This is a genomic window from candidate division TA06 bacterium (assembly GCA_016208585.1).
Lineage (GTDB): Bacteria > Edwardsbacteria > AC1 > AC1 > EtOH8 > UBA5202.
In genome coordinates, this window is the sequence record JACQXR010000004.1 from 29,916 (window position 1) to 47,461 (window position 17,546).

The 17,546-nt window shown below is 52.3% G+C and carries 11 protein-coding genes and 1 pseudogene; 8 read left to right on the forward strand and 4 right to left on the reverse strand.

Annotated features, from left to right (window positions below; genetic code table 11):
- Positions 1-16 precede the first annotated feature (16 nt).
- The 4 genes from HY768_00330 to HY768_00345 all read left to right on the forward strand — a co-directional run bounded on the left by HY768_00330 (position 17) and on the right by HY768_00345 (position 6,309).
- Entirely contained in the window at positions 17-526 is a 510-nt protein-coding gene (locus HY768_00330) for a cob(I)yrinic acid a,c-diamide adenosyltransferase (GenBank protein MBI4725670.1), read from the forward strand.
- A gap of 320 nt (positions 527-846) precedes the next feature.
- Complete coding sequence (locus HY768_00335) at positions 847-2,208, forward strand: TldD/PmbA family protein (protein ID MBI4725671.1); 1,362 nt, start codon at positions 847-849, stop codon at positions 2,206-2,208.
- A gap of 2 nt (positions 2,209-2,210) precedes the next feature.
- Positions 2,211-3,533, forward strand: coding sequence for a TldD/PmbA family protein (locus tag HY768_00340; GenBank protein MBI4725672.1), 1,323 nt, complete (start codon positions 2,211-2,213; stop codon positions 3,531-3,533).
- A gap of 67 nt (positions 3,534-3,600) precedes the next feature.
- Positions 3,601-6,309: a hypothetical protein gene (locus HY768_00345; protein ID MBI4725673.1), complete on the forward strand. Its 2,709-nt coding sequence runs from the start codon at positions 3,601-3,603 to the stop codon at positions 6,307-6,309.
- 85 nt (positions 6,310-6,394) lie between these two features.
- Here the strand turns inward: HY768_00345 and HY768_00350 are convergent, their stop codons facing one another.
- From HY768_00350 to HY768_00365, 4 genes are all read right to left on the reverse strand, one after another.
- A complete protein-coding gene (locus HY768_00350; GenBank protein MBI4725674.1) occupies positions 6,395-8,059 on the reverse strand; it encodes a hypothetical protein in 1,665 nt (554 codons plus the stop codon).
- A gap of 117 nt (positions 8,060-8,176) precedes the next feature.
- Complete coding sequence (locus HY768_00355) at positions 8,177-9,736, reverse strand: DUF4388 domain-containing protein (GenBank protein ID MBI4725675.1); 1,560 nt, start codon at positions 9,734-9,736, stop codon at positions 8,177-8,179.
- A gap of 121 nt (positions 9,737-9,857) precedes the next feature.
- Positions 9,858-10,598, reverse strand: coding sequence for an ABC transporter ATP-binding protein (locus tag HY768_00360; GenBank protein MBI4725676.1), 741 nt, complete (start codon positions 10,596-10,598; stop codon positions 9,858-9,860).
- Complete coding sequence (locus HY768_00365) at positions 10,595-12,058, reverse strand: lasso peptide biosynthesis protein (protein MBI4725677.1); 1,464 nt, start codon at positions 12,056-12,058, stop codon at positions 10,595-10,597. Before HY768_00365 ends, HY768_00360 begins: the two co-directional genes overlap by 4 nt.
- 447 nt (positions 12,059-12,505) lie before the next feature.
- On the opposite strand from HY768_00365, the gene HY768_00370 reads away from it, so the two are divergent.
- From HY768_00370 to HY768_00385, 4 genes and pseudogenes are all read left to right on the forward strand, one after another.
- Positions 12,506-14,164: a hypothetical protein gene (locus HY768_00370; protein MBI4725678.1), complete on the forward strand. Its 1,659-nt coding sequence runs from the start codon at positions 12,506-12,508 to the stop codon at positions 14,162-14,164.
- 34 nt (positions 14,165-14,198) lie between these two features.
- Complete coding sequence (locus HY768_00375) at positions 14,199-15,728, forward strand: hypothetical protein (GenBank protein ID MBI4725679.1); 1,530 nt, start codon at positions 14,199-14,201, stop codon at positions 15,726-15,728.
- A gap of 298 nt (positions 15,729-16,026) precedes the next feature.
- Entirely contained in the window at positions 16,027-17,205 is a 1,179-nt protein-coding gene (locus HY768_00380) for a phosphopentomutase (protein MBI4725680.1), read from the forward strand.
- A gap of 32 nt (positions 17,206-17,237) precedes the next feature.
- Positions 17,238-17,535: pseudogene (locus HY768_00385) on the forward strand (four helix bundle protein).
- Positions 17,536-17,546: the final 11 nt, after the last annotated feature.

Sequence of the window (17,546 nt, forward strand, 5' to 3'; positions counted from 1 at the left end):
CTATTTTAGGTATAGCATGATCCAAGTATACACCGGCAACGGCAAAGGCAAGACCACTGCGGCCCTGGGGCTGGCCATGCGGGCCTCCGGGCGGAAGAAAAAGATATTGATGATCCAGTTCATGAAGGGCAAGGTCAACTACGGGGAACTGAGATCAGCCAGACTGCTGCCCGGCTTCACTATCAAACAGTTCGGGCGGCCCAGCTTCGTGGACAAGAAGAACCCGGCCCCGGCCGACATCAAGGGGGCGCAGGAAGCGCTGGACTTCGCGGCCAAGGCCATCGGCTCCAGGAAACACGACATCATCATCCTGGACGAGCTGAACGTGGCCCTGGACTTCAACCTGGCGCCGCTGGATGAGGTGTTGGCGCTGGTCTCCAAAATACCGAAGAACTTGGAATTAGTGATCACCGGGCGCCATGCCCCCAAGGCTCTGATAAGACTGGCCGACCTGGTTTCGGAGGTCAAAGAGATCAAGCACTATTACCAGCAAGGGGCGCAGGCGAGGAAGGGGATCGAATTTTAAAATTAAAAATTAAGAAATGCAACCCTTCGGCAATCTCAGGGCAAGAATGCAAAATGCAGAATAATCCCAAAAATAAAAGTTCAAATATAAAACACAAAACAACGACAGGAAATATTTTACTTTCAAGGGTCAAGGGCAAAACTATAAGGAAGCCAGAAATTACAGGAAATTCTTATCCGCAGATTAACGCAGATGGTAACCATTAATTTTATAAACGATTTGAATTGATATTGGAAAATCTGTGTAAATCTGTGTAATCTGCGGATGTATCCGTCCTATTAAGGTAAAACAAAAATCAGCACATATAATCAAGGAGCTTCATGGAAGGTCTGATCAAAAAAGCGCTGGGCAAGGGCCAGGCCGATTACCTGGAGATACGGCTGGAGGAGAAAACCATCACCGGCGTCACCTATGCCGGGAAGGAACTGGACAGCGTGGGGGCCAACGCCGTCAAGGGCGGAAACGTCCGGGCCCTGTACAAGGGCGGCTGGGGCTTCGTCTCCTTCAACTCGTTGGACGAACTGGATGCCAAGGTGGCCCAAGCTTGTCGGGCGGCCAGATTAGTGGGCAAAGGCAAAAGCAAACTGGCCAAGGTCCCCAAAGTGACGGCCGTCATCAAGGTCAACTTAAAGGACGATCCCCGGAAGATACCGCTGGACCAGAAGGTGAAGCTGGCCAAAAAGTACAACGGCATCATCACCGACTCCAAGGGCATCATCAGCTCCAGCGTCCGCTACGAGGATGTCTTCAAAAAACAGACCTTCGCCAACACCGAGGGCACCTTCATCACCGAGGAACGGATGTACTGCGGGGCGGCCTTCGCCGCGGTGGCCAAGGACGGAGCCAACGTCCAGCGGGCTCACGACACGGTGGGCGGCACCGGAGGCTACCATACCGTGCTGAAGCTGGAATCAAAAGCGGAAGCAACAGTCAAGGACGCCCGGGATCTTCTCAAGGCCGAGAAGGTCTCCTCCGGCAAATACACGGTGGTGATGGACCCCAAGATGTGCGGGGTGTTCGCCCACGAGGCTTTTGGCCACCTGTCCGAGGCCGACTTCATTTCCGAAAACTCCAAGCTGAAAAAGATGATGACATTAGGAATAAAGTTCGGGGTCGGCGCCCTGTCCATCTTAGACGACGCCACCATCAGGGGCCAGCGGGGGCATTACTGCTACGACGAGGAGGGGGTGGCTGCACAAAAGAATTATCTGATCAAGAACGGGATTTTAGTAGGGAGGCTCCATTCCCGCCAGACCGCGGGGAGGATGAACGAGAAGGCTTCAGGCAGCGCCCGGGCCATCAGCTACCAGTTCAAGCCCATTGTGCGGATGGGCTGCACCTATATCGAGCCCCGGGACTGCAGCTTCCAGAAAATGATCGGCGAGATCAAAAACGGGCTGTACGTAGTCTCGGCCTTAGGGGGCATGACCGAGCTGGAGATGTTCACCTTCTCGGCCATGAAGGCCTATCTGATCAAGAACGGCAAGCTGGGCCCGATGGTCCGGGACGTCATCTTAACCGGCAACGTCTTTGAGACCCTGAAGAACATCGACGCCATCGGCGACGACCTGGAGCTGCACGGGGGCCTGGGGGGCTGCGGCAAGGACGGGCAGATGCCGCTGCCGGTCTCGGACGGCGGCCCGCACATCAGGGTCAAAGACGTAGTGGTGGGAGGGAAATGAAGATGAATAAGATAATAAACCAAATATTGGACCTGGCCAAAAAGAAGGCCGAAGCGGCTGAGGTCATCTTAGTAGAAGGGAAAGAGAGCCCGGTGGAGTTCCGCTCAGGCAAACTGCATTCGGTGGAACACAAGGAGATCAAAGGGGCCGGGCTGCGGGTGGTCAGGCACGGCCGGATAGGTTTTTCCTCCACCACCGACTTCGACAAACTTCCGGCATTAGTGGACCATGCGGCAGCGGGCGCAGCCTTCGGCCAGCAGGCCGTGTTCAATTTTCCGGCGGGATGCAAACCGGCCGGAGTGAAGACCGTCGATCCTCAATTGGAAAAATTCACCCCCGCCCAGGCGGTGGCCGAGGGACAAAAAGCCTTGGGAATACTGGCCCAAAAGGCCCCGGCCCTGAAATGCGATATTGGCCTGAACAAGAAATTCTATCATGTTTCACTGGCCAACAGCCGTGGGTTCTGCGGGGAGTACGACAAGACCTCGTTCAGCTATGGCCTAAGCGGGGTGACCATAATCAACGGCAGCCTGACCTTCATCGAACAGGAGCGACGGAGGGGGAAACTGGACCTGGCCACGTCTGAGATGACCGCCAAAATGGTCCGGATGTATCAAGACGCCAAAAAAACGGCTAAGCTGGCTGCCGGGAAAATGCCGGTGCTGTTCACCCCCGAAGCCATGAGCCTTTTATGGATGTCCATAGCCCTGGGGGTCAACGGCAAGGCGGAGCAGAAGAAGACCACGCCGCTGCTGGGCCGGCTGGGCGAGAAGATGCTGGATCCCCGGATCACCGTCAGCGACGATCCGCTGCTGCCTTACGGCCTGGCCTCGGCTCCGTTCGACGACGAGGGGGTCTGCGGGGCCAAGCTGGACCTGTTCCATCAGGGCGGGTTCAAAAATTTCATTTACGACCTGCAGACTGCGGGGATCCTGGGCAAAAGGTCCACCGGGCACGGCAGACGCTCCTTCGGCGCCCAGCCTTCGCCCCAGGTCAGCAACCTGGTGATAGCAGGCGGAAAGACCAAGCTGGCCCAGATGATCAGGAACATGGACTCGGGCCTGATCGTCTACGATCTTTTAGGCGCCGGGCAGAGCAACATCATGGCCGGGGATTTCTCGGTCAACATCGGGCTGGGTTACAAGGTGGAGCAGGGGAAGATCGTGGGCCGGGTCAAGGACGCCATGATCGCGGGCAACGTCTACGATCTTTTGAAGAACAAGGTACTGGAGATCTCGTCCGAGACCGAAGCCATGGGGAGTTACGGCATTTCAACCAATACCCCGGCCATGCTGTTCGACGGGATGAACGTGGCGGCCAAGTAATAATAAATCAGAACACCGGAAATGCTTTAATTGTAATTTGCGGGGGCTTTGTTGCGCAAATATGGATATGAAATTTATCGCTGATTTGTCTGTGGCTGAAGAAATCGCCAAATATACGAAGACAGAGGGACCAAAGGATGAGGCAGTAAAGCCCATCCAAGCCCCGGTATTGGCCGAAGAACACACGCCCATTTACACTATGCACCGTTATTTCGCCAGAAGGCCGCACAATGTATTTTCGTATCTTATCAAGCATTACACCAAGCCGGGCGATATCATCCTTGATCCATTCTGCGGCGGCGGAGTGACCGTGGTGGAAGGCTTAAAGCTGCGGCGAAAAGTTGTGGGTGTTGATTTAAACCCCATGGCCACATTTATTACCAAAATGGAAGTAATGCCGGTTGATTTGGATTTACTGGAAGAAGGGTTTAAAAAAGTTGCAACTGCGGCAAAAGAAGACATTCTGGAGTTATACCGAACGGTCTGCCCCAAATGCCGCAGTAAAGAAGCGATTGCCGAATGGTATGAATGGAGCAACGTTTTTATCTGCGGAGGCTGCCATAAACCCATAGTTTTGGCGCAGGCTAAAAAGAAAAGCGCCGGCCGTTATTTGTGCGCCACCCCCAAATGTAACAGTGTTATTGTTCCATCGGCATGCGATAAAACCGAAGATGAATTGATAACCGCAAAATACCATTGCCATTGCGGTAAAACCGGCGAGAAACCGGCGGACGAGTTTGATAAAAGGCTATATCGGAAGATAGAGAAATCGTTTGAGGAAACGGTTCGGAAAGAAAAACTAAAATATCCCAAAGACAAATTCCCGGACGGCGATAGGCAAAGAGATGACGCGCTTTACCAAAAAGGCATAACCCACTTTTACAAATTATTCACAAAAAGAAATTTACTGGCCAATGCCAGGTTGAAGAAGGCTATTGAAAAAGTTGGTTTAGAAAGTAATGAAAAAGATATTTTAATTTTTTCGTTCAGCGCCGCCTTATCATGGACCTCTATTTTAACAAGCGATACCGGCCATGGCTGGCAACACCATGCGTATTGGTTGCCAAATATATCGTATGAGCTTAATGTGTGGGAAATGTTCGTCCAGCGTTTAAAAGGCGGCAATAATACTGTTTATAGGGGGAAGAAGTCGTCGCAGGAAACAATAGGCCAGTATGCCGTTTTTGCGAAAAACATAAAAGAATTAAAAGAAAAGAAAAAATCTTGTTTATTGCTTACTCAATCGTCCCACAAATTGACCTTGCCGGAGGGTGTAGTTGATATTGTAATAACCGACCCGCCATTTGGCGGAAATGTTCAATATTCCGAATTATGTGATTTTTGGGCCGTTTGGCTTAAAGATGAACTCGGACTAAAAGGTGTAATTGACAATGCTGATGAGGCGATTCAAACGCGTCATTCCGGTTTTGAGGCCACCAAAACGGCAGAGCATTACGAAAATATGCTGTACAAGGTGTTTAAGGAATGCCATCGTGTTTTAAGGCCGAAAGGTTGGATGGTGATGACATTTCACAACCGGGAAGTAGGGGTCTGGATGAGTTTGCAAAGGGCCGCAGTTAGGGCTGGTTTTAAATTGCCGGATGCCGGATTTGATAAAACCAGGGGAATGATTTATCAGCCTCCCATAGAACACTATACGCCTACTCTGCATTTACGAGCGCCTGGCTCAATGCTGGGCGATTTTATTCTTAGTTTCCAACGGCAGGAAGAGTTGCCGGAAATTGACAATATAAAAGACACTTTAACATCTGCCGAAGAAAAAGATTTTCGCAACAAGGTTGAGGAGTTGATTGAGTTCCACGGCGGCGCTGACGAGAGCCTCTTAATGACGGGTTTAATCCCCTATCTTAATGAAAAAGGGCTTTTACACCGTTTGGCTAATTTTGATCTGCGCACTTTTTTAAACGGCCACTTTGTGTACCATAAAGATAAAAAATGGTATAAAAAGGAGATGGTTGACAGGGCTACCCAATCTTTAAAGCCCATGGACGCCATCCCGGCCGAACTTTTGACCGAGGGGCTTATCACCAGCTTTTTGCGAGAAAAGAAAATAGCCAGCCTTGACGACATATTGGTTAATATCTATTCAACTTTAGTTAACAGCCACAGGCCGGGCATTCAGGCCATCAATGAAATATTGGACAAGTTTTGCGATCCGGTACAGTTAAAACGCGGAGAAAAAAGGAAAGGCAACCGCTACCGGCTTAAATCAGAATTGCCGGCCAGCACCGAAATAAAAACCGTGGAGGCTAAAATACAAACCACCATATTCGGCGATGACGAAATAACGGCCAATATCGGGCATAATGACGCCATTGCTTTTCTGGCAAAATATGCCGCCCGGTTGGGTTATGATATACATGTTGGCGAGACGGAACAAAGGAAACTGCCTAATTTCAGGGACATATCGCATCAAATGCTTTCGGCGGTGGACTATGGGATAAACCCCAAGGCTTTTGATATTATAAAGGAAATTGACTTATTATGGATGAAAGGGAAGAAAATTATTGCCGCTTTTGAGGTAGCCACATCCATTGATACCGCGGATAAAGCGATAAACGTTCGTTATAGAAATTTATTCGCTTCAATGCCTGGTCTGGAAATAAAAACATTTGTCATTGTCCGGGACAAGGATTATAAAAAAGCGGAAGAAAAACTTTATACGCCGGTAAATTTACAAGATGGTATTTGCGATAAAATAAAAATCATTAAGATAAGCGAGATGACTTTTGAAAACATAGAAAAGAAGGTGTAATATTGTTTTATAGGTAAGCAGGGAAGGACAAAGAAAAAGCTGATGGCATTTGCCATCAGCTTTTTACATACTTGCCGGTTTTGTATCACACCTCTTGTCTCTCCAGCGCCTTCAGCCCCACTCTCAACGGCAAATAAATAGCCACGGCCGAAAGCAATCCAAAAATTCCCAGGGCCGTCAAAAGGGCGCCGCTGTAGCTTAAATTACTTTTCCATAAATTGGCGGCGTATAAATAGGCCGGCCAGGCCAGCACCACCACCGAGAGCCCCACGTAACCCAGTCCGGCCAAAGCGGCCAGCAGGCCGCCCAGCCCCGAGGCAATGCGGCTGGGATTGCGTTCCTTGAAGTCGGGGAAGATGGCCCCCAGGCCCAGCGCCAGGCTGGTGATGGCCAGGCACATCAGGCCCAAAGACAGGTGGCTCAACAATCTCATTTGGGGCAGGGTGTTCAGTATCCGGTTGGAGAGTAAACTCAAAGTTTCGGTCAGGAGCAGGGCCACCGCCAGGTTCAGGGCCGATTTCTCCATCAGCAGTCTTTTGGCCGAGACCGGGGCCGAGCGCATCAGCCACATCATGGGGCCTTCCAAACTGATCACCGGAAATACGAACCGCACCGAGAGGGTGGCCAAAATGTACCCGGCAAAGGCGAAGTTCAAAAAGGCGATGGCCACCTTCCAGACCGGGAAGGTAAACAACAGGGGATAGGTCCTTAAGCCACCCAGGTAGATCACTAAAAGCGACAGGAAGATCAGGCCCTGGGCCCACTGGCCGGGGTCGCGCAGGAAGAGCAGAGCATCCTTGGCCGCGATGGGCAGAAGGCCGGCCAGCCGGGAGGCCGGTCCGAAGCTTTTAGTAAATCCCCGGTCCGGCGAAGTATTGACCCGCCCGGTCAACGCGTGGTAATAGACCTTGCCCGCCAGCCAGGAACACAAAGCCCCCCAGAAGACGGCGGTGATAAGAAGCAGCCAGGCCATCTTCAACGCTTCTCCTAAAGCCGCGGGGAGCGGCGCCAGCACCAGCCGGGCCAGCCATGTTCCGGGCAGCAGCGGTGATCCCACCAACGCCAGCTGGGACAGGTAATGCTCCAGCTCGGGCATGGTGTCTATCTGGGCGATCACCATCCCCTTGGGCTGGCCGAACAGGAAGAAGGCCCAAGCCGCTAAAGCCAGGAACAATAATAAAAACCCCAGCAACTGACGCAGGCCCAGGCGGGGAAATATTTTTATCAGAACCAGCAGCGCCGCCATCGCCAGGAAGGCCGGCAGCAGGGTGAAGACCAGCAGGGCGGCCAGATAAAGCAGAAAGTGGAGCAGGTTCTGGTGCCGGGCCGCGGTCAAGGCCGCCAAAAGGGGCAGGCCCAGTATCAAAGTGGCCCAGGTGCTGAAGAAGAAGTTCTGCAGGAAGCGGTAGCCGAAAAGCTTTGACGGCTCCATGGGCGTGGCCAGCAGGTAGTCCACCTCCGGGGAATAGTACAGGGTGGAGAGCGAGGTGATCAGGTTGCTTAAAAAAAGCATCAGAAAGAAGGTCAGGAAGGAAGTGGACAACAGCCGGAACAGCAGGGGCCGCCCGATGTCTTCCAGGGCCAGCAAGTAAGCGAAGATCTTATAGAACAAAAAATACCCGCCCACCAGGAACACGGCCACGGCGAACAGGTAGGACGAAAGCTGCAGCAGGCGGCCCCGGCGCGGGGCGAAGATCTGCGAGGCCGAGGCCCGGAATAAGGTAGTTATAAGATGGAGAGGTAATGACATCTGGCTGAAAATCCTAAAATTTTAAACAATTTCAAAACTGTAAAAACTGGGAATTTGGAAATTCGGAATTTGGTAATTGGTGTTTGTTCAGTGTTTAGGATTTAGTATTTTGTTTGGTCATAGCCTCTCAAACTCGCTGTGCGACAGGGCCAGGATATTGTCGATCGGGAACAGCCAGCGGACGTCCAGCAGTTTCCGCTTGAGCAATGCCAGCCGGGGGGCGGGGGGCAGCTTCAGCGCGGCCGTGACCACTTTCTCGATATACTTCTCGCGGCCGCCGCGGCTGTAAACGCTGAAGACCTTCTCCGAGGCCTGCTCGGCCTCCTCGATGGCCATGGTCTCATCGGGCGACAGTTTCGGCTGGGGCAAGAGCAGCACCGCCTTCAAACTGACGAAGGTCTGGGGAATGGAGGAGGGCTTGGCGGAAAAGGCTCCCATTCCTTCTATCACTTCCAAAAAGCTGGAGGGGATGACGAACATTTTTTCTCCGCTCAACATCCGTTCCGCCTTTTGGGCCTGTTCCTTCAGTTTTAGGTGATGCCAGCGCAGGCTTTTTCCGATAAAATCTATTCCTCCAAAAAGGTTTAACAGCTCCGGCGGCAGGGCCATGATGTAGGCCAACCTCCGCAGTTCTTCGTCCCGGATCTGGGGCATAAAGGTCAGGCTCTGAATTTGCCGCTGATGCAGATAAAGGGAAAACTGGGGCAGGATCTGGCTTTGGTCGTGGATCGGCCAGCCGTTGACCAGGGTCTGGTCGATGGCCGACGAAAAGGACAGACTGCTGTTGTCCATGGGCAGGTTGCTGAGCAGATGGGAGAAGCCATCCAGGTTGGCGATGATATGGGGATGGTTAAAGGGATAGCGGGTGATGTTTTTGATCAGCAGCCCGAATTGTTTTATCAGCAGGGAGATGGTGCTGACCTGAAAGGCCGGATCGAAGGTCCGGACCGGCTGAGGCTGCAAAGAGGCCTCGGCCGGTTTCTCGGCCAGGCCCATCTCCAGCAGTTCGGTCAGGGCCTGGCAGGTCAGGAACTTGCCCAGGCCGCTGGAGGAGACCAGGCCGGAAACCGGCAGATGCTTTTGGCCCAAAAGTCCCAAGATATTTTCCTGCTCCGGGGTCAGCTCGGGGGGGCGGGGTTTGACACCGGCCTTGACGATGGCCTCCAGCGAGGGGATCTCCTTCTTGATCCGCAGCCATTCGTCCAGCCGCCGCATGCCTTCCAGCAAAAATCCCTCCACCGCCAGGCGCACCGGGTATTTGCTCTGGGTGTACAGCCGGGCCTGGACGTCAAAAACATAGTGCCCCTCCACCCAGGTAAAGATCTCGTCCATGATCTCCTGAATCTTGAAGCGGATCACTTCCTCAAAATCGTCCTGGGACAAAAAGCCGCGCTCGATCAGGATCTCCTCCAGCGGGGCCTTCAGGGCCTTCTGCTGCTCTTCGGCCTGCATGAAGTTGGTCTCGGATACCAGCCCGGTCTTGAACAGGTATTCGGAGATGTGCTCCTGGCGGCCCTGCTTGCGGTAAAAGCCGCCGGTGATGTAGCCCTGATCCAGATCAAAGGCGACTTCGTCGTCCCCCTGTTTCAGGGTCAGAACGCCGTTCTTGCGCTGGCTGGAGATCAGCTGTAAAATCTCGGGGATGCTGAAATCGGAAAGATTTCCTTCAAGTGCCATCTTATTAGCTGTTAGCTGTCAGTTAGTTGTTAGCTGGACTGTATCCAGTAGCCGATAGTCAGTAGCCACTGTTTTCTGTTTAGCGTTTACCATTCATTGTTTATTGTTCACTGTTCATTGCTCATTGTTCATTGCTTCGAGTGAACTCCAGGTACAGGCTCTCCAGGTCCTGGTGCCGGTGTTGGGATAATTCCATTAGCTCCTCCAGCGTGCCCAGGGCCGCCAGCCGGCCGTTGGCGATGATGCCGATCCGGTGGCAGACCGACTCGGCCAGGCTTAAGGTGTGGGTGGAGATCAGCAGGGAACAGCCTTTTTTAGCCTCCTCCTGGAATATCTGCTTCACCAAAATTATGCTGGCCGGGTCCAGGCCCACCAGCGGCTCGTCTATCAGATAAACTTTAGGCTGATGAAGCAGGGTGGCGGCCAGCACGGTCTTCTGCCGCATGCCGTGGGAATAGCTCTCGGCCCGGCGGTCGATCCACTCCTGGGTCTCGAACCGGTCTATCAGTTCCTCCACCCGCAGCTCCAGCCCCTTGTCCGGACAGCCATAGAGCCGGGCCACCAGGCGCAGAAACTCCCGGCCCGACAGTTTCTCATATATAAAGGGGTCGTCGGGGATGAATCCCAGGCACTGTTTGGCCTGGGTCGGGCTTTGTTCCAGGTCAAAACCGCAGATGGAGCGGGCACCTCCGCTAGGCTGTAAAATGCCGGCCAGCATTTTAAGTGTGGTGGTCTTGCCGGCCCCGTTGGGGCCCAGCAGCCCGAAGATCTCCCCCGACCCGATGCTTAGGCTGATATCATCCACCGCCAGCTTGGCCCCGAATGATTTGGACAAATTCTTAAGCTCTATTCCCCGGCTCATGGCCGGTGCTCCAGTATCTCGATCTTCAAATTTCCGAAGGCACTGAGCAAACGGGTCTGCTGGCTGAGGTCGCCCTCCACCAAGCGCAGCCGGGCGGCGTCGGCCGGGGCCTGGCCGAAGGTGGGATCCAACTCAATCCATTTACCGCAGTAGACCGAATTCCAGGCGTGATAGTAAAACTTGCCGTCCAGATAAACCACTCCCAGGCAGATCTTGGCCGGCAGGCCGGCGGCCCGGGCCAAGGCGGCAAACAAAGTGGCGTGCTCGTTGCAGTCGCCCCGCCGAGATTGCAGCACCTCCACCGCCGAGGGCAGGCTGACGGTCATGGTTTTCTCCAAATTCTCATAAACCCATTTCTCCAAAACCAAAGCCTTTTGCCAAGGATCGGTCAAGCCCTTGGTCAGTTTTAAAGCCAGCTGTTTGACATCTTCGTCTTCCGACTGGATCAACACGGTGGGCATTAAATACTCTTCCAGTTTGTCCGGTTTGCCGTTTACAGGTTGAAGTTCGGAAGTTTGCTCCGTGGTGATTTGTACGATTTGTTTTTGACTGTCGGTGATCGCCTGCCGCCCGCCGGAAACATCCAGCTCTTTAAGGGATACGCCTGAGATTGCGATCACCATTCGTTCGGTTTCCCGGGCCTTCGGCAGCCCGCCATTAAGCGCCGGCACTGCAATATTGCTGAGCAGGTCCATTTCTGGAAAATCCTTGGGCAGGGCCAGGGCCTGCTCCTTTGTCTGGCGGATCATGGTTATCCCCAGCGGGCCGTCCTCTTTTACGGTCTGGCCCAAACTGTCCACCCAGGCGTGGCTTTTGGAGCCGGAAAAACTTATCTCCAGTTTGGTGGCTTGGGTCCAGCGGCCTTCCAGCAAAATGGAATCGGGGCCGATCACTTTCACCAACAGGGGCACCACCGCCATGGAAGCCGGGTCAAACACCGAAAAATCATACTCTTTGCCGGGGGTCAGGCTCTTGCCTATAAGCATCGGTTCCAAAGCCTCGGGCATGACGATGGAGCCGGGGATGTCCAACTCGGCGCTCTGGCTCTGGCCGTTGGACAGTATCTCCAAACTCAACTGCTTGCCTTGGACCCGGCCCTTGACCGAGATCTCGGCCGCCCCGGCCATCTTGAATTCAAAGCTGGTCAGCCGGTAATTCCTGTCCAGCTCGTAGTTCAAAACGGTGGACACCTGGCGGACCTCGCCCATTAGCGGCAGCCGCATCAGCGACTTGTTGGAAACCGCCTGTCCGCCTTGGGTTAAAACCCTGGTCAGGGTGACCGAGTGGCCGATCTTCTGGTACTGGTAATAGATGCCGTGCCATTGCTCGGAATCAGACAGGGCCCGGGGCCGGACCTTATGCTCCGCCGGCTGGCAGCCCGCCCGGCCCAAGCCGAACCAAACCAGGGAGCCAGACCAGACCAGGCCCAGCAGCATCAGGTATAGCGCTTTTTTGGACATAATCTTCAATGAAAATTCAAAATCAGAATATCGAAATTCTAAACAAATTCAAATCAGATGGTATCTAAAGACTAAGATGGTTTTTAGGATTTTGGTGCTTTAAAAATTGGTGCTTGTTTGGGATTTTGAATTTTGAGTTTTGGGATTTGTCAACTTTGGCAATGGCCAAAGTTGAGTTTCAATTATACCACCTGCACGAATTTAGTCAATAGATATTTCCCAGAGGCCCGGTTTTTAGCGGCAAATTAATGTCATGCCAACCGGAGCGTAAAAAAGAAAAAAAAGTTTATTTTTATCCTTGACATAAGCGCCTTTTTTATGTATCATATATGATAATATCTCTATTCGGTGTATTATTCAAGGAGGTGATTAAAAACAAGTTTTACCTGTCTGGTTTTATGGTTAATAAAAAGAGAATAATCAACTAATAACTAACAGGAGGAGAAAATGAGAGCAAGAGTTTTGGCGTTATTGGCACTTATCGTTGCCGTAAGTTCGATTTCGCACGCCCAGGGCTACCGCTGGGAAGCCAACCCGTGGACCGAATCATTCCGCAGCGCATCAACCGCAGGCATACTGGAAGACGATATCGACATTCTTTTGGATCCCGCCCGGGTTTGCGAAATAGGGGGAACACGGTTGTACACCAACCTTTCAAACCTGGTTGACAAGGACGAAGAGGTGTTTTCAAACAACGACAACGGATACTTTTTAATCGGGGGTTCGGGCAAGCTTACCAACAGCGGTTACGGATACTTCGGGGCCTTGTACGACCGTTATCAGGATAAGAACATCGACTCGACGGAAAGCACCACCACCACCTACCGAGATATCGACATGAACGGCAGCTACGACGAGCAGAGCATGGTCAACGATCAGTCCATAGTCAGCCGGGAAGAATTCGACAACCACTGGTATCTGGCATACAATAAGGAGCTGGGAGACAAAAAAATAGGCCTGGCCTACTACCGCAATGAGGAAAGTTATTTCTACCGCCTTTTCAACAGCTACCAGCAGGAGGACAACAACTATGTCACCGGCCTGCTGTACACCTATAACGGCGAGGGCCAATACAACGACAGCTCAAAAGTTTCCGAGAACGCCATTCTGGGTTCTTTCTGGATGCCGTTCGGCCCCAAGGTGGACCTGAACCTGGGAGGTTTGGCAGGCTTTCTTTCCACCAAATACGGCTACCACTACGAAGGCACTTCCACCGAGGACAACAGCCCGGCAGACACCCGGATAGACGATGTTAACACCAATGAGCACGCGCAGTATGCCAGGCCGTATTCCGGCACAAAGTTCTTTGTTTGGGCCGGCGGCCGCTATAAATGGAGCGACAATGTCAAGACCGAGGGCTTTGCCCGGATGGGCATGATCTCGCAGAAGACCACCAGCGACGCCATGGGGACCTACGAATACAGCCAGGTGACCAGAATAACCTTTGGCACCGATCTGATTCAGGACACCCAGAATAGAAATATCGATATCGGCCTGACCGGGGACGCTGCCGCTAGCGGTTTTGAACTCTTCGCCCGCACCGTGGCCAAGCTGGACGAAAAGGTAAGTTTTGGCATGGGCCTCAACTTCTCCACCTACGGCTGGGAGGACAATTTCACCAGCGACAGCTTGGTTGCCAATCAATACTCTTACAACGACGGCGACAACCAGCTGCTTGATCCCGACGACTCTGTGACCGTGGAAAACTACTCCACCGCCATAGATTACAAGACCACCGGCAGCTATACTACCCTGGGGATCCCGGTGGGCTTGGAATTCAAAGTGGCCAACCCGGTGGTGATAAGGCTGGGAGCCCGTTACGACCTGGGCTGGGATGATTCTACCCGCACGCGCGCGATATCCAGCTATTCGGCGCTGCACCGCCGGACGGTCACCGGAGACAGCGTAATCACCGAGAGCATCTCGCCCAACCCCAACACCCTGGAGAATGGGACCAGCGCCAGCGCCTACACAAAAACCAGCCAAACTTCTTTTAGCTATGGCGCCGGCTGGAGCATCAGCGAGCACCTGAAGATAGACTTGATGGGGTTTGCCAACCTGACCAATCTCAGCGGCTGGAAACTATCGGCCACCATGAAATTCTAATTCATCAAACATAAATATTTAGGAGAATATTGAAATGAAAAACAGAAAAATACTCATAGGGTTGGCAAGCCTTTTGGCGGTGGCATTATTCTTGGGCGCGGGGTGCGGTAAAAAAGATAATCCGCTGGAGGTCAGCACCGCCGGGCTAAACACCGCCAAGGCTGGCAATCTGCCTGCGGTTTCGTCGGTTGTTATAAAAACCGCAAATGGGGATACCACAGTACAGGTAGAAATAACCTTTGATAACTACATGAATAGCGCTACCATTGACAGCAACAATATCAAGGTTTATGACGCCTGTCATTATCAAACCATGGGCGCTAAGTCCGGCAAAGTAAGCTACGATGCCGTGGCTAAGATGGCAATATTCAAGCCGAACACCGGAGGGTTTGCCTTTGATCATGCCTATTTGCTGGTTATTTCCGCCAATGTCACCAACAAAGATGGAGCGCATTTAGATGGCAACGGAAACGGAACATACGACGGAACACCCTATGATGATAAGCTGTATGCCTTTCAAATAGGCAGCGGCCCTTTGGATAGCGTGAGAACTACTCCGCCAACCGTTTCATCCACCACACCTGCGGATGGGCAGCGAGTTGCGATGTCTACTCAAATAATTACAGTTAATTTTAGCAACGGCCCGATGGATACCTTATTATTAAAGCCACTATCCAATTATTCGTTAAAACGTACCGACAATAACACCACGGTGCCCCTGTATCTAAGGGGAGTGACCGCGGGCTCGGTGTCGTTGGGCATAAACATTCCCAGCGATTCGTTGGTGGTGGCCGGAGCCAAGTACGAATTTAGGATTTTGGGGAATACGCTCAAGGCCACGGCAGATACAACGGGAGTGGATTCCTACCTGCTTAAATTAGATACCGATGAAAATGGCGCTAAAGCGGTTGAGCCGGACTATATCGTAAAATTTGAACCGGCCGATACCACAACTGCTGAAAAATATACCTATCCGCAGGTTAACACTTATGCCAATGCCGGCGATTATTACCGGATGACCTTCACCAAGAAGATGGACATCAGCACCTTCACCACGGCCAACATAATGTTCATGGACGGCTCCGGCTACCTGCCGGGAGAGATCGTGCCGGACCTGGATTCCATAGGATTTAGGTATTACTATAAAAGGACGGTGTCGGGAACGGTTGCTCCGTATGTCCATATGGAAACTGCCGATAAATTTGGGAACCTGCTGGACGGGAACAACAACGGCATCGGCGGGGAGGAAGGCCTGGACAACTGGCCGGGAGTCTCCCCGAGCCTCAAACTCATCTACCCCCAGGATGGAGCCAGCGGGGTGACCAACCCGGTAACGTTTAAGTGGAGTTGCAATCTGACGGACGTTTATTATTACGATGTTGCTGTGAGATACAGCGATGACGGGGGAATGAACTGGTATCTGGAGCAGTGGTTCTTCACTTACCATCCTATCACCCAGTATACCACCATCGTTTCTTCGCACGGCAGGTATGCTTGGATTGTTTATGCCTATGATTCGTATTATAATTACATCGACTCTCAGATAGCCTTTTTTACGATGTAGCAAGACTCGTCTGCATGAAGAGTATAGGCAAAAAAGGAAAGACCTTAAACCCAGGAGATACAAGAACCACTTTTGTAAAGGTCGAAACTTTTTAAATCTAATAAACACGGCCTGTCAACCGCCCCGTTTTTAGGGAAACGGGGCGGTTTGCTATTTACAACCGGCAAAAAATATGCGATAATTAAACATAAGGGTTATTCCATTCCCTTGGGTAAGACAAGATTTTCATGATTATAAAATTAGAAATAATCTCGTAAATCATGTTAATCCTGTCAAATATTCGGAGCCTGTTTAATTGGTGATGAAAAGGGTCATTCTTATAGTTTTGGACGGCTGCGGGGTGGGCGAACTGCCTGACGCCACCGATTTCGGAGACCAGGGCAGCAACACACTGGGCAATATTTCCCGGGCGATCCCCGGCGGGCTGGCTCTGCCAAATTTGCAGGCTTTGGGGCTTGGCAATATAACAGAGATCCATGGCCTCCCCCCAAATCCATCGTCCAAAGGCTGCTGGGGAAAACTAACCGAACGCTCCCCTGGCAAGGACTCCACCTTTGGGCACTGGGAGATAGCCGGCCTGGTCGCCGAAAAGCCCTTGCCCACCTATCCTCATGGGTTCCCCAAGGAAGTCATTGAGCCTTTCAAAAAAGCCATCGGGCGAAACATCCTGGCCAACAAAGTGGCCTCCGGCACCGAGATCATCAAAGATCTGGGCGATGAGCATGTCAAAACAGGCCTTCCCATCGTCTATACCTCGGCCGACAGCGTTTTCCAAATCACCTGCCACGAGGACATAGTGCCCCTGGAACAGCTTTACGACTGGTGCCAGAAAGCCCGGGAACTGCTGACCGGCGAACATGCAGTAGGGCGGGTCATCGCCCGGCCGTTTACCGGCGTTTCCGGCAATTACCAGCGGGCGGGCGGCCACCGAAGGGATCTTTCCCTGAAACCTCCAAGGCCCACGGCGCTGGATCTCATAAAAAACAGCGGCTGCCAGGTGATAGGGGTGGGCAAGATCCACGATCTTTTTTCCGGACAGGGTTTGAGCCAAAGCATTCACACCGACGACAATCAGGACGGGATGCAAACGATACTTAAAACCCTGCCGGAATTTTTCCGCGGCCTACTGATGGCCAACCTGGTGGATTTTGACATGAGCTGGGGCCACCGCAACGATGTTCAGGGGTTCTATCAGGGCTTAAAGGATTTCGATGTCTGGCTTCCCGGCCTGTTAAAGGCCCTGACCGGCGGCGACATTCTCATGATTACCGCCGACCACGGCAACGACCCCACCACGCCCTCCACCGACCATTCGCGGGAATACACGCCCCTGCTGGTCTTTGGCCCGGGGATCAAAAGCGGGATAGACCTGGGAACCAGAAAAAGCTTTGCGGACATCGCGGCCACGCTGGCTGAGATTTTCGACATCAAAGACACCGGACAAGGGGCGAGTTTCTTAAAACAGATCACGATATAGTTGCTGTTAGGGTTTAGGGGGTAGCAGTTAGTATGGGAAAAAGTTATAAGGATTTGATTGTCTGGCAAAAGTCATATGCGTTATGTCTTTTGGTATATGAAAACCACCAAGGCCTATCCAAAGAGCGAATAGTATGGCTTGATAAATCAATTAAGAAGGTGGGCGGTATCCATCCCATCGAATATCTCCGAAGGTTATAACAGACAACGCCGGGGCGAAGATCTGCAATTTCTTTCCATTGCCTATGGATCGGCGGCCGAATTGGAAACCCAAATACTACTCTCAAAAGACTTGCATTATTGCACTATAGTTTTGCCCTTTTTAAGATAAATACATTGAAA

Coding starts and splice junctions, on each gene's coding strand:
- HY768_00330 (MBI4725670.1), top strand. CDS start 17: ATGATCCAAGTATACACCGGCAACGGCAAAGGCAAGACCACTGCGGCC.
- HY768_00335 (MBI4725671.1), top strand. CDS start 847: ATGGAAGGTCTGATCAAAAAAGCGCTGGGCAAGGGCCAGGCCGATTAC.
- HY768_00340 (MBI4725672.1), top strand. CDS start 2,211: ATGAATAAGATAATAAACCAAATATTGGACCTGGCCAAAAAGAAGGCC.
- HY768_00345 (MBI4725673.1), top strand. CDS start 3,601: ATGAAATTTATCGCTGATTTGTCTGTGGCTGAAGAAATCGCCAAATAT.
- HY768_00350 (MBI4725674.1), bottom strand. CDS start 8,059: ATGTCATTACCTCTCCATCTTATAACTACCTTATTCCGGGCCTCGGCC.
- HY768_00355 (MBI4725675.1), bottom strand. CDS start 9,736: ATGGCACTTGAAGGAAATCTTTCCGATTTCAGCATCCCCGAGATTTTA.
- HY768_00360 (MBI4725676.1), bottom strand. CDS start 10,598: ATGAGCCGGGGAATAGAGCTTAAGAATTTGTCCAAATCATTCGGGGCC.
- HY768_00365 (MBI4725677.1), bottom strand. CDS start 12,058: ATGTCCAAAAAAGCGCTATACCTGATGCTGCTGGGCCTGGTCTGGTCT.
- HY768_00370 (MBI4725678.1), top strand. CDS start 12,506: ATGAGAGCAAGAGTTTTGGCGTTATTGGCACTTATCGTTGCCGTAAGT.
- HY768_00375 (MBI4725679.1), top strand. CDS start 14,199: ATGAAAAACAGAAAAATACTCATAGGGTTGGCAAGCCTTTTGGCGGTG.